Source organism: Arthrobacter sp. B0427-1-12, assembly GCF_059092905.1.
In genome coordinates this window covers 1-12355 of record NZ_JBNHIC010000078.1, presented here as the reverse complement: position 1 = coordinate 12355, position 12355 = coordinate 1, and the positions used below count along the sequence as shown (strand labels likewise).

Genomic DNA, 12355 nt, shown 5'->3' with positions numbered 1-12355 from the left:
CCGCCGATGCCGCGGAGGTCCCCGCCGCACAGCTTGCCGCCATCGCCGCCGACTATCCGAGCGGGCTGGCGTATGCCGCCATTGACCGTCCGGCCGTTTTCGTCACGCTCGTCGCATGGCCGCTGCTGCTGCTGGCACTGTGGCGCAGCGGTGTGCTGCCCTGGTGGCCGGCGGTGGCGATGTTCACCGGCATGGCAATACCGATCTTTCTGCCCTACAGCGTTGTCTTCCCACCCCTTGCGGCCACCATCCAGGCCGTTGCGCTGATCTACATCGGCCTGCAGGTACTGAACGCCGGCACCAGCCCGCGCATAGCCCTCCGGCCCAGGGCCCGCGGGCCGGCGCGACACAAGAGAACCCAGACCCGGCCCGGCACGGCCTGAGACGCCGGGGCAGCCCACAGGCGCGTACCGCATCAACAAATCCGCGGCTCCACCCCGAGCCGCAGGCGTCATAGGCGCTGTTATCGGCGCTAAGGGCCGCCTTATGGGCGGTTCAGTGTTGGTTCGGGCAGGTAGACCTTTCCGCCGGAGGCCAGGAATTCGGCGGATTTGGTGTTCATGCCGGCGATGGCTTCCTGCGCGGCTGTGCCGCCGAACTGGTCGCGGATGTCCTGGGAGATGCGCATGGAGCAGAACTTGGGTCCGCACATGGAGCAGAAGTGGGCGGTCTTGGCCGGTTCGGCCGGCAGTGTTTCGTCGTGGAACGCTTCGGCGGTTTCCGGGTCCAGGGACAGGGCGAACTGGTCGCGCCAGCGGAATTCGAAGCGGGCCTTGGACAGCGCGTCGTCCCGGTCGCGGGCGCCGGGGTGGCCCTTGGCCAGGTCCGCGGCGTGGGCTGCGATCTTGTAGGTGATGACTCCGGTCTTCACATCGTCCCTGTTGGGCAGGCCCAGGTGCTCCTTCGGGGTGACGTAGCACAGCATGGCGGTGCCGTAACGGGCGATTTCGGTGGCGCCGATGGCGGAGGTGATGTGGTCATAGCCGGGGGCGACGTCGGTCACGAGCGGGCCGAGGGTGTAGAACGGGGCGCCGTGGCACAGTTGCTGCTGGCGTTCGACGTTCTCCCGGACCAGGTGGAAGGGGATGTGGCCGGGGCCTTCGACCATGACCTGCACGTCATGCTTCCATGCCTGTTCGGTCAGCTCGGCGAGGGTGTCCAGTTCGGCGAACTGGGCGGCGTCGTTCGCGTCGGCGATGGAGCCGGGCCGCAGGCCGTCGCCGAGGGAGAAGGCCACGTCGTAGCGGGCGAAGATCTCGCAGAGTTCGTCGAAGTGGGTGTAGAGGAAGTTTTCCCGGTGGTGGGCCAGGCACCAGCCGGCCATGATGGATCCGCCGCGGGAGACGATGCCGGTGACCCGGTCGGCGGTCAGCGGCACGTAGCGCAGCAGCACACCGGCGTGGATGGTCATGTAGTCCACGCCCTGCTCGCACTGTTCGATCACGGTGTCCCGGAAAATCTCCCAGGTCAGGTCGTTGGCCTGGCCGTTGACCTTTTCCAGCGCCTGGTAGATGGGGACGGTGCCGATGGGCACGGGGGAGTTGCGGATGATCCATTCACGGGTGGTGTGGATGTCGTCTCCGGTGGACAGGTCCATGACGGTGTCCGCACCCCACTTGGTGGCCCACTGCAGCTTGTCGACTTCCTCGGCGATGGAGCTGGTGACCGCGGAGTTGCCGATGTTGGCGTTGATCTTGACCAAAAAGGCCTTCCCGATGATCATCGGTTCGGATTCGGGGTGGTTGATGTTGGCCGGGATGATGGCCCGGCCGGCGGCCAGTTCGGAGCGGACCAGTTCGACGTCGCAGTTCTCCCGCAGGGCCACGAACCGCATTTCCTCGGTGATGATCCCGGCCCGGGCGTAGTGCATCTGGGTGACCGTCCGGCCGGCGGCCGCGCGCAGCGGCCGGGGCCTGGCGCCTTTCCACTCCGCTGAGGCCGCCCCGCGGCGCACGGCCGTTTTGCCGTCATCGAGCAGGTTGCGTTCCCGGCCGGAATATTCCTGCACGTCGCCGCGTCCGGTAATCCAGCCGGCGCGCAGCGGTGCCAGGCCGCGGACCGGGTCGCTGCCCGGGCCGGCGGTGCGGTACACCCGCAGCGGAGGATTCGCCGCGCCATTGGGGGAGTCCTCCAGGGCGATTTCGGTGACCGGGACATTGATCCGGTGTTCGGGATCGCGGACATAGGCCAGGACATGCGAGTTGATTGCATTCATTGAGGTTTTCCTACTTCCTTCGCCGGCATTACCCGGACAGGTTCGACGGTCGCGGACTGCATCAGCCCGATCTCAGCCCCTGCAACAGGGCTCCCGTGTGGATGAGACGACCCTAACACCGGCTACGGTCCCGCCAAAAGCACCAGTCCTGTTACCGAGGCTGGCCAGGGGCAGCAGCACGCTGCCCGGGGCCTACCGGATCTGCCGGCGTTCAGGGCGGTCCGTTCCCGGGCGCGGAGCGTGCAAAACCGGACTGAGCACCAGCCGACAATGCCGGTGTCACGGCTCCTGGGAAACGTTCACCGGTGCCGTCCCGTCATGCACCTGCAGGTCGTTGGAGCCCTATCCGGCCGGGACGACGGGGTGACTCTGGACCGCAAAGCGATGGCCGGCCCGGAAAATGAGGCGGAACCGGGATCAACCGATGATGGGCCTTTCGTCCGGGTAGCGGTAGAGCACGGTGGCTTGTTTGAGGGTCAGTGCGGCGGCGAGACTGATGGGGCCGATGCGTCCGGCGAACATGAGGGCCGAGATCACGTACTTTCCGAGCGGATCGAGTTCGGCGCTGAGACCTACGCTGAGCCCGCAGGTGGCGAAGCCGGAAATGACTTCGAAGAGGACCCGCTCCAGCGGTGCTTCATTGCTTACCAATAGGATGCCCGTGGCCAGCAGCACCAGGGTGGCGCCGAGGAAGGTCACGCTGATGGCGACCCGGAGCGCGCCTTCGGGAATGGTCCGGTGGAACGAGCTGACGTGCCGGGTGCCGCGGGCTTCGGCGATGATGGCCAAAAACAGCACGGCCAGGGTCGTGACCTTGATGCCTCCGGCCGTGGAGGCCGAGCCGCCGCCGGCGAACATCAGGGCATCGGTGACCAGCAGGGTGGCCGGGCTGGACGCGGCGGTGTCGATGATGTTGAAGCCGCCCGAGCGCATCATGACGGAGGAGAACAGGGCGTTGAAGATTTTGTCTCCGGTGCTCATACCCGCGATGGTTTCCGAGTTGAACCATTCAAGGGCACCCCAGAGCAGCGCGCCGAAGGTGAAGAGGATCAGACTGAGGGCCACGGTGAGCTTGGTGTGCAGGTTCCACCGGCGTACATTTCCCCGGGAGGCCAGCAGGACCATGTAGACCGGGAACCCGAGACTGCCGACAAAGACCCCGGCCATGATGGGGATGAGGATCCACCAGTCGCCGGTGAAATCCATCAGTCCGTCCGGATGCGCGACGAACCCGGCGTTATTGAAGGCGGAAATCGCGTAGAACAGCCCGTGCCACACCCCTTCGGCCAGATTTCCGTCCACGATAATGAACCGCGGCACCAGGAACAGGGCGATGACCAGCTCCAGAACCAGGGAGGTCTGCACCACCGTCCGCAGCAGGCCGCCGACCTCCCCCAGACGCCCGGTGCTGATGCCCTCCTGCGCCAGCAGTTTTCCGCGCAGACCGAACTGGCGTCCGACCGCCATGGCCAGCATGGAGGCCAGCGTAATGATGCCCAGACCGCCGACCTGGATGCCGATGAGGATCACCAGCTGCCCGAAGAAGGACCAGTGCACGGCGGTGTTGACCGTGGTCAGCCCGGTCACCGTCACCGCCGACACGGCGGTGAACATCGCATCGTGCAGCGGCGTCGGCCGGCCGTCCGCTGCCGCGGCCGGCAGGGTCAGGACCGAGGCGAACAGCAGAACGACCAGAGCGAAAACGATCAGCGCCAGCCGTGCCGGTGAGCTGCGTGCGATCCTGTCGAGAAAATCGCGTCCGGACGCCAGCAGCCAGAAACGTTCCCGTTGGGCTTTGGGCCGCCACGGGGCCTGGGTGTGGGACATGACGGATCTTCTTCCGTGTTAGGGCTCTCAGGTACCCGCCGCACAAGTGCAGCGACAGCGGGCCGTAGGTGCATCCTATGACGGCCTCCACGGCGCCGCCGAGTCCATCACAGCGCAGAAAACGCTCCCAACACCTGGCGCCTCGAGTCCTGCCGTCCCGAGTGCATCGCGCGTGCCGATAGAGGGAAGCAGGTTCGGCCCGCTGCACTGAGCTGATGAAACCGGTCCCGCCCCGGCCAGCGCCTGCACCGGTGCCCCGCGCTGTTGCGGCACGCTGCCGCCCGACGCTTCAGCGCCGCTGCAAAGGAGATTCAGCATCCGTTCCGCCGCTCAGCCAGTCAGGCAGTCTCCGCTGAGGGACCGGCCTGACAGACGCCTGCCTCTGAGGTACTTGCTGCATCGCGGCCCTGAACACCAGCACCGGGAAGCACCGCCAGCACGGCAAGGAGGCGGACATCATCGGGTTGACCGCCGCTGGCGTCCTGATGCGCGAAAACATGCCGGCGAGCCCTGCGGCGCGGCCGATACTGACCTGAAGACGGCCGGCCGCCGGGGGAACCCTCTGCGGCCGGGAGAACAGCACGGGGTATGGTGGTAAGCGGTGAGCCGGGAAGTCTGGTCGGCACGTTTATTGTCGATCTGCCCCTAAGGAGCCGTCCATGGCCGCACCAACCCCCACCCCCCGTCCTCAGCCCCCTGTCCTGGGCCGGGGCAGCTACGCCGAGGCGCTGCGCATCGGGGAAATCCTGCGCAGGGAAACCGTCGGCGGGGCCCTGCTCGTCGCCGCCGCCCTCATTGCCCTGATCTGGGCCAACTCCCCGGCTTCAGACAGCTATTTCGCGCTACGCGACTTTAAGATCGGCTACGAGCCCTGGCACCTGGACCTGAGCCTGGGCGCCTGGGCGGCCGACGGGCTGCTGGCGGTCTTCTTCTTCCTGGTCGGACTGGAACTCAAACGCGAGTTCGTCGCAGGCGACCTGCGCCAGCCGGCCAAAGCGGTCGTCCCGGTGACCGCGGCCATCGGCGGGGTAGCCGTTCCGGCACTGATCTACGCCGGGCTCAACTGGGCCAACCCCGACACGCTGCGCGGCTGGGCCATTCCCACCGCCACCGACATCGCCTTCGCCGTGGCCGTGCTGGCCGTGATCGGCTCGCACCTGCCCACCGCGCTGCGGATCTTCCTGCTCACCCTGGCCGTGGTCGATGACCTGATCGCCATCGCCATCATCGCCTTCTTCTACACCGGCGACATCCACACCGGCCCGCTGCTGCTGACCCTGATCCCCGTGGCCGTCTACGCCTTCCTAGCCCAAAAATACCGCCGCTTCTTCGGCCGCACACCCGCCACCGCCTGGCTGATCCTGCTGCCGATCGGCATGACCGCCTGGGCGCTGCTGCACGCCTCCGGCATCCACGCCACCGTCGCCGGGGTCGTGCTCGGCTTCACCGTCCCGGTCCTGCGCAGCCGCTCCAGCGGCCCCGAAGCCGGTCCTGGGCTGGCCGAAGTCCTCGAACACCGCATCCGGCCCGTCTCCGCCGGGTTTGCCGTGCCCGTCTTCGCCTTCTTCTCCGCCGGCGTGGCCATCGGCGGTATCGAAGGCCTCGCCGCCGCGCTGGCCGACACGGTGGCCCTGGGCATCATTGCCGGGCTAGTGCTGGGCAAGCCCGTCGGTATCGTGGCCACCACCTGGGTGATGGCCAGATTCACCCGCGCCCGGCTTGATCCTTCCCTGAAATGGATCGACCTGACCGGTATCAGCCTGCTGGCCGGGATCGGGTTCACCGTCTCGCTGCTGGTGGCCGAGCTGAGCTTCGGGCTGGGCAGCCCCGCCAATGACCACGCCAAGGTCGCCATCCTCGCCGCCTCCCTGCTCGCAGCGCTGCTCGCAGCAGCAATCCTGCTCGCCCGCAACGAGCACTACCGCCGGATCGAAGCCGAAGAACAGGTCGACACCGACCACGACGGCATCCCGGACGTGTACGAGCAGGACGACCGCTAGCCGGCGGCGGCCCTCCAAAGAACGGGTCCCCCGGTACGGCGGGTCTTCCCGTGCGGGGGGAGCGTTTGTAGTCTGGCAGCGGAGAGCCGGGAAGTCTGGTCGGCCCGCGGGGACGCGAACCCGTGGAGCGCCCCGGCGCCTGCCGCGGGCACTGTCATGGACCGTGGCAGGCGGGCGTGATGAGCTCTGGTGCATCCAGTGTTGAAACGGCCGGACCGGTGAAGGATTTCGGCCGTACGCGTGCCCTGGACGGGCTGGAGCTTCAGGTCGCTGAGGGGAGGTCCATCGCTGTGACCGCGGCGAATCAGGCCGGGGCAGACTACGGGAGAGACAGGACGGGCATGATGAGCTCTGACGCACTGTGGCAGATCCCGCTCGTGCTCTTCATCGGGGGGCTGGTGCTCTGGTTCCTTATCCGGTCGCTGATCCGCTTCCTTAAGTAGCGGCAGTCGGCAGGCCCGCGGTGCGTTCAGGTCCCCACCCACTGGTCCTGACGAAATGGATGCACCTCGGACACCCTTCCGGAAGCGCCTGCAGGAGGAGGCCCGTGACAAACGTTTTGATCGTCGATGACGAACCCCCGGATTCTTCAGACACTGCAGATCCACTGACCACCCGCGGTACATCACCCTCACCGCCCCGGACGGGGCCAGCATCCCGGGCCAGGCGGCCAAACACGCTGTCGACGTCGTCATCCTCGACCCCCGGCCTGCCGGAGGTGGACGGCATTGAGGTCATCCACGGACTGCGGGGGACGGACTGATGTGCGATCGGCATTTCCTCCGCCCGCTATGCTGCGGATGAAATGGCCCAGGTGCTGGTGACCATGTCACCAAGTGGGAGAAGCTGGGGCGGTCCATAGACTCAGTCGCCGATACAGATGCGCTGTTATCGACGTAGTTGCCTATCGGTCACGATTACCGAGCGGAGGTTGTTGCGGCTTGTTGTCCCGGTAGCTCGGATGTAATGAGCCTGGGGTGGGTCCGGCAGTGTGCCGGGACGCTGCAGCTGCACACAGCCCGGCCCACTGCACTTATTGGGGGTGGTCCCGCTCCACCGTGCAGCTGTCGGCTGGCCCTGCAGTGGAGGCCGGGCAGCTGACGTTCGGTGGGCGTTCAATCCACCGGCAGCAAACCGGGTCCTAGAGGCTTTAGGGGGCCGGGTGGGAGTCGTCCTCTTTTCCGGTTGTTTTCCTCGGAAACTTTCTTGCGGGGTGCCCGGCGGCTCAGGCCACCGCCCGGGTTCTGCCTCCGCACGGGTCGTAGCGCCGAACCCACGGCACGGAGCCGCCCGGCAACTCAAACGCGGATAACAGGTACCGATGCATCGGGCGGTCCGGACATGTATTTTCCCTGCCCGGTCCTCGCTTGGTTTCCTCACGGAACCGGCATGGTGAGGAACCGGATAACTCCTGCCAATATCAGCACGAACCCGGCCGTGGCCAGGGCAGCGAGCTGCGCGGCGACGCCGGTGATAAGCAGTACCAGGCCCATCCCGGCGGCCAGGGCTGCCAGAAAAACATGGACTCCCGGCGCCGGGGCTCCTGAAGAAAGTTCATGGGCCAGCCGGGGATCATCGGCGGTGAGGTCTTTTTCCAGCTCCCTAAGAAGCCTGCGCTCTTCGCGTGAGAGCCTCATCCTAACCTCCCCGTTCGGTCGTGCCGGGCCGGCACGCGGAACCATCACCGGCCCGGCCTCATCAGAGATCTCTTCTTTAAGTATGTTCCGGCTCGGTCCGGCTCTGTCCGGAACGTTCCGGCACCCGGGAGCCCGGGGGCTGCAGCGGTGATCGGCCGGGTGAGCGGCAGAATGTTGCGGCGGTGCGCGGTGGCCGGGCCCGGCCCTGTTGACCCCGCCGGGTCCTGCCAATACTGTCCTTGGTACGTTCGGGCCGATTAGGGGGGGCATGACGGAAAGATTTACCGGGGACCGGACAGCGTCCCTGCGCGTGAGCGATGAGGGGGTACTGTTCCTGCGGTGGGCTCCCGGTGTCCATCTTGGGGAGGAAGATGCCCGGGCGGCCATGTCCCTGGTCAATGACATATGCGGCGGGACGGGCAGGCGACTGCTGATTGACATGGCCGGTACGGCTTCGGTCAGCCGCGGTGCGCGAACGGTCTTCACCCGCGCCTCCTGCGCTTCCAGGATCGCGCTGTGCGGTGCTTCGTCCGTGGACCGGGTGCTCGTGAATTTCTTCCTCGGCGTCTACACGCCCCCGTGCCCGACCCGGTACTTCACCTCCCGCAGCCAGGCCCTGCAGTGGCTGCTGGCCGAACCGGTGTCCTGAACCCGGCCACCGGCCAGGTCCTTGCCCGGCCCCGGGGGTTTCACCGGCGTATTGGTCTGCCCGCGATCCTGCAGAGTTGCCGGCTTCCACATCCGGTGCGGGGCGGCGTTTCAGCTTGCGTTGATCCTCCATGGGGAGAACGTAACCGCCAGCCACTGCCGCGCTGAACCGAAGAATTGAAGGCAGGCCGGGTGCCGGGCAGGGGTGTCACGGGCACCGGCAGCACTCAGCTGCGGGTGTGCCGGGCGGAGCGGGACGCCGGAACCGGACGTGCGGGTGTGGTTCCGGCTGCTTTTCTGAGGCTCTGCAGCAGGGTGGCCAGTGAGCCGCCCTTGTGCAGGAAAGCGCTGATCCCCGGACCGGTTGCCTGCCCGGTCCGGGGGTCCGCGCTGGCGGTGAGCAGCATGATGCGCATGTCCGGTTGATGGGCCAGGAGCCGCTCGGAGGCTTCCAGCCCGGTTCCGTCGCCCAGGTCGTGGTCCATGATCACCACGTCGGGTCTGCGGTCCAGGCACAGCCGGATCCCGGATTCGACGCCGGTGGCGTGGCCGATGCAGTGCAGGTCCGGTTCCCGGTTCAGGGCGCCGATGAGCAGCTCGGCGAACCTGACGTGATTGTCTACGATGGCAACGCGCGTGGGTCTCACCGGTGCTTCTGTCCTTTACTGCTCTGGAGGACCGCAGGTCCCGGGCCGGTATATGGGAAGGCTCCCCGCTCCATGCCCTGGGGCGTGACGGCGGGAAGCCAGCACCGCCACTCTAGGCTCGGCCTTCGGGCCGGGACAATCCCCGCCCGGTCACGATTGAGCACCGGTCTGTCTCCCGGGCCGGGTCTCCGGCCCGGACCTGAACGGAACACGGACCCCTGTTCCGGGCCCGGCAGGGGTGGGGATGTGAGGCTGACCGCCTAGGACAGTCCCTGGAAAACCGGCGTATTCCCTCCATGAAAGGTGTCGCTGCGCCGGCAAGCTCTGCAACACCGGTATCCACATCTGAGGCGGCCCGCCGGATGCTTCCGGACATATGCGCCGTTATCGGCACTTTAGTTTTTTGGGAACAACGTCTGTAAACAGTCCCGGACCCCGTCCCCGCAGGGGCCCGCGCACCGGCCGTCGCACCCTCCCCGAAGAACAGCACAGCACCGAACGGCACTAAAACCTCCCTGGCCCGGGTCGGCCATCGGAGAATGTCGGAGGTGCCGACAGCCGCCCGATGGCCGCCGAGCATATCGCCGGCCGGGCCGCCCATCTGCGGGGGCTCAGGCGCCGCGCGGAGGAGGCCTGCGGTGGCAGTTTCGGCCGGAGGTCAGGACTGCAGCGGTTTCAGGCCCAGCCGCTGGCAGACCCGGGGATCGCCGGGGAAGACAGCCACCGCGTCCTCATACAGGCAGGCGCTCAGTTCCGGCACGGTGAACGTGATGGTCGTGTCCTCCGGGTCGAAACCGCTGTCCGGATCCAGTGCGGCCGGGTTGATGCCGTCGCGGGTCAGCGTGCCGTTGCGCCACTTCTCGGCGCAGCGGTCAATGGCTTCCGCGGCCGGCCTGTTCCGGGCGTGCGCCAGGCTGAGTGCGTCCTCGGCCTCAAGTTCCGGCGCGGGAAAGCAGCGGATGGTGCTCTGGTCGGCGACAGCCTGGCCTGCAATGTATACCCCTGCGGCCGTGGCCCCGGCAGCGATAAGGCCGACGGCGGCGATCGCCGTCGTGCGCCTGATACCTGGCATCGTTCCCCCCTCTTGAAGCACAGTCTGGCACGTGTCGGCGGACAGGCCCGGCCCACGCCTACCAGTCTGCGCCGTGCCGCGCCCGTAACCCGGGTGCCGGGTGCGTGTCCGGCTAACGTTTCGATCACAGGGTCATCCCGTGCTGTGTTCCTCATCGCAGCCGCCTAATGGTCCGGCGGGCCTGGTGCGGGGCCCTTGACGACCGCCATGGTTATCTCTTTACCCGGGGAAAGGGGGTGGAGCCGGGAATGTGAGTCCGTTCCCGGTTCCACCCCTATTTATTGGAGGTTTCTGCCCCTGTGTCATAGGCGTTCTTATCGGCCGATGCATGGGGTGGGGCAGGTTGGGCTGTGTCTGGGCTGACCGTCCGGATCCGGTCCTGGGCGTTGGCTGCCGAGGGTTGTGCGGGTAGCTACCTGCGGGGGCTGGGATTGTCACCCGGCATTCCCGGCCCCGGCATTTACCGATACCCCGCTGCGGATGAGGTTCTCCGGGGAGGTGTCCGGGGAAGGGTGGTCGGCGTTGGGGTTTCTAGGCTGGGCTGGCCGCTGTGTCCTCGCGCAGGACGTCCCGGACTTGCCGGACGGTCAGGCCGGCCGCGGAGGCGATTGCCTCCGGCGGGCAACCGTCGGCGGCGGCGGCGCGGATGCTGGTATTCAGGTTCTCGGTGGCCCGGTCCAGGGCCCACTGCCGCGCCTCGAGCTGCGCGGCGGCCAGCCGGACCCGCCGCATGGCGGCCGCCCCTTTCGGTTCAGCGTCCTGGCGGAAGCCGCAGCCGCAGACCCATTCCCGCCTGGCCGCCGGGCGCGGCTGCTCTGCGGGGAAGGTGACGACCGGCAGCCCGAGCGAGACCTCGGCAAGGGTCATGGCCTGACCGCAGTGCACAGGAGCCTCCGCCATCGGGGCCTGCTGCACCGGGGTCTTCTGCAGGGCAAATACCGGCCCCGGAACCACCGGCACCGGGAAGGGGATGGTGTCCTTAAAGTCCCGGGCGGTGCGGGAGTCAAGAAAGTCCCGGGCGGTGCGGGAGTCAAGCTGGGCTGCAACAGCAGTCACGGGGTCCTCCTGAGCCGAAAACTAACTAACTAGACAAGCTAGTTATAAGCAGGCTTCCGGAATTTTGTCCACCTGGCGGCCCTTGCCGGGGCCCTGGCAAGGGCCGGGGCGCGAATCGGCGGCCTCAGACGGGGTCGATGGCGTCGACGGCCTCACGCATGCGGCGCAGGAAAGCGGTCACCGTTCGGGTCTCTTCCTCGCTCAGGGATCGGGCAGCGTCGAGCATGCGGGCATGCATCCGCCCCACAGTGGCTCTCACCTCGCGGTCCGAGCCGGCGGTGGCCCGCAGGATCAGGGCCCGGCCGTCGGTCGGATGCCGTTCCCGCCGGAGGTGGCCGCTTTTGACCAGCCGGTCGATCAGCGTGGTCACCGACGCTGAGGTGATGCCGAGTCGGGCAGCCAGTTCCTTCGGCCCTATCGTTTGGCCGGCGGCCTCGGCCTGCAGCAGATACCGCAGGGCCAGCAGATCGCTTTCCCCCATGCCCATGGAGGAGCGCGTGCGCCGGCGCATGGCCGCTTCCGAGGCCCGGTAGTCCCGCAGGGCATCGAGAACCTCCGCCGCAGCGGCGCAGTCCTTCGTGTACCAATAGCCAGACAAGGCCGGATCCTGCATGTAAAACCCCCAGAAGGTATAGCTAGTCCGTCTAGCGATCTAGGATAGCGCGGTACCTGCGCCCGTGCAGCTGCCCACCTGCCGGCACCGCGGGTGGCCGGAACCGCCTGACAGGGCGGAAGCGTCGGCCCTGCCGCTTACGCGCCGATGACCGGATGCGCGGGCAGAAGCGGGCAGACCTGCTCCTTCAGGTACCGGCGTCGTGTTCCGACCGGCTCTCCCGGGCCGGACAGCGGCCACTCATTCCCGGCTCTCAGAAGGGGAGTACGGACAGAGGAGGTGACCAACGGACGGCCACAATGATGGCTGGAGGAAATGGAGCACGGACCGGCGGCGGACACATGTGCTGTTAGCGGTGCTTTTGGCTGCAGGCAGACCATCGAGTCAACAAAACCGGGGACAGTCCCGAGGTTGAGGAGCATGGACGGCGCAGAGGCTTCTGGCCCGCGGGCCGCCGGTCCTGTGACGCGACGCAGGTAAACCTGCAGCCGTGCCTCTTACTTCTCCGGAATGACGATAGATATCCCCGGGGCCGGCTATGCGCGGTCCAGTTTGGCCTGCTTCGATGTCCAGTTCTGCCCGTGGAGACGCTCGAAGCCGTCCAGGAGCAGGTCGAGGGCGAACTCGAACTCGAACTGGT

At 67.2% G+C, this 12355-nt stretch carries 11 protein-coding genes and 1 riboswitch; of the genes, 4 read left to right on the top strand and 7 right to left on the bottom strand.

Annotation, left to right across the window (positions count from 1 at the left end):
• On the top strand, positions 1-383 hold a 383-nt coding region (locus AC5RWU_RS22420; protein WP_493986388.1), incomplete at its 5' end, for a hypothetical protein.
• Between the two features lie 101 nt (positions 384-484).
• Here the strand turns inward: AC5RWU_RS22420 and thiC are convergent.
• Together thiC and AC5RWU_RS22410 are read right to left on the bottom strand one after the other, a co-directional pair.
• Positions 485-2215, bottom strand: coding sequence for a phosphomethylpyrimidine synthase ThiC (thiC, locus tag AC5RWU_RS22415; protein ID WP_493986387.1), 1731 nt, complete (start codon positions 2213-2215; stop codon positions 485-487).
• Positions 2213-2322: riboswitch (TPP riboswitch) on the bottom strand. Its footprint overlaps the gene before it by 3 nt.
• Before the next feature lie 310 nt (positions 2323-2632).
• On the bottom strand, positions 2633-4042 hold the full coding sequence (locus AC5RWU_RS22410) for a TrkH family potassium uptake protein (RefSeq protein ID WP_493986386.1): 1410 nt from the start codon (positions 4040-4042) through the stop codon (positions 2633-2635).
• A 659-nt stretch (positions 4043-4701) separates the two neighbouring features.
• Here AC5RWU_RS22410 and nhaA point away from each other — a divergent pair.
• Positions 4702-6042 carry a Na+/H+ antiporter NhaA gene (gene nhaA / locus AC5RWU_RS22405; protein ID WP_493986385.1) on the top strand — a complete coding sequence of 447 codons (1341 nt, stop codon included), beginning with the start codon at positions 4702-4704 and terminating at the stop codon, positions 6040-6042.
• A gap of 547 nt (positions 6043-6589) precedes the next feature.
• Positions 6590-6805, top strand: coding sequence for a hypothetical protein (locus AC5RWU_RS22400; RefSeq protein WP_493986383.1), 216 nt, complete (start codon positions 6590-6592; stop codon positions 6803-6805).
• Between the two features lie 613 nt (positions 6806-7418).
• On the opposite strand, the gene AC5RWU_RS22395 is transcribed toward AC5RWU_RS22400, so the two are convergent.
• A complete protein-coding gene (locus AC5RWU_RS22395) occupies positions 7419-7679 on the bottom strand; it encodes a DUF3040 domain-containing protein (protein WP_493986382.1) in 261 nt (86 codons plus the stop codon).
• A 268-nt stretch (positions 7680-7947) separates the two neighbouring features.
• On the opposite strand from AC5RWU_RS22395, the gene AC5RWU_RS22390 reads away from it, so the two are divergent.
• Positions 7948-8328, top strand: coding sequence for a DUF7793 family protein (locus AC5RWU_RS22390; RefSeq protein WP_493986381.1), 381 nt, complete (start codon positions 7948-7950; stop codon positions 8326-8328).
• Between the two features lie 226 nt (positions 8329-8554).
• Here AC5RWU_RS22390 and AC5RWU_RS22385 read toward each other — a convergent pair whose 3' ends face one another.
• The 4 genes from AC5RWU_RS22385 to AC5RWU_RS22370 form a co-directional block, all read right to left on the bottom strand.
• Positions 8555-8974, bottom strand: a complete 420-nt coding sequence (locus AC5RWU_RS22385; RefSeq protein WP_493986380.1) for a response regulator — start codon at positions 8972-8974, stop codon at positions 8555-8557.
• Positions 8975-9632: 658 nt separating this feature from the next.
• Entirely contained in the window at positions 9633-10046 is a 414-nt protein-coding gene (locus tag AC5RWU_RS22380; protein WP_493986379.1) for a hypothetical protein, read from the bottom strand.
• A 531-nt stretch (positions 10047-10577) separates the two neighbouring features.
• Positions 10578-11102: a hypothetical protein gene (locus AC5RWU_RS22375; RefSeq protein ID WP_493986378.1), complete on the bottom strand. Its 525-nt coding sequence runs from the start codon at positions 11100-11102 to the stop codon at positions 10578-10580.
• A gap of 124 nt (positions 11103-11226) precedes the next feature.
• Positions 11227-11715, bottom strand: coding sequence for a MarR family winged helix-turn-helix transcriptional regulator (locus AC5RWU_RS22370; RefSeq protein WP_493986377.1), 489 nt, complete (start codon positions 11713-11715; stop codon positions 11227-11229).
• Between the last annotated feature and the right edge of the window lie 640 nt (positions 11716-12355).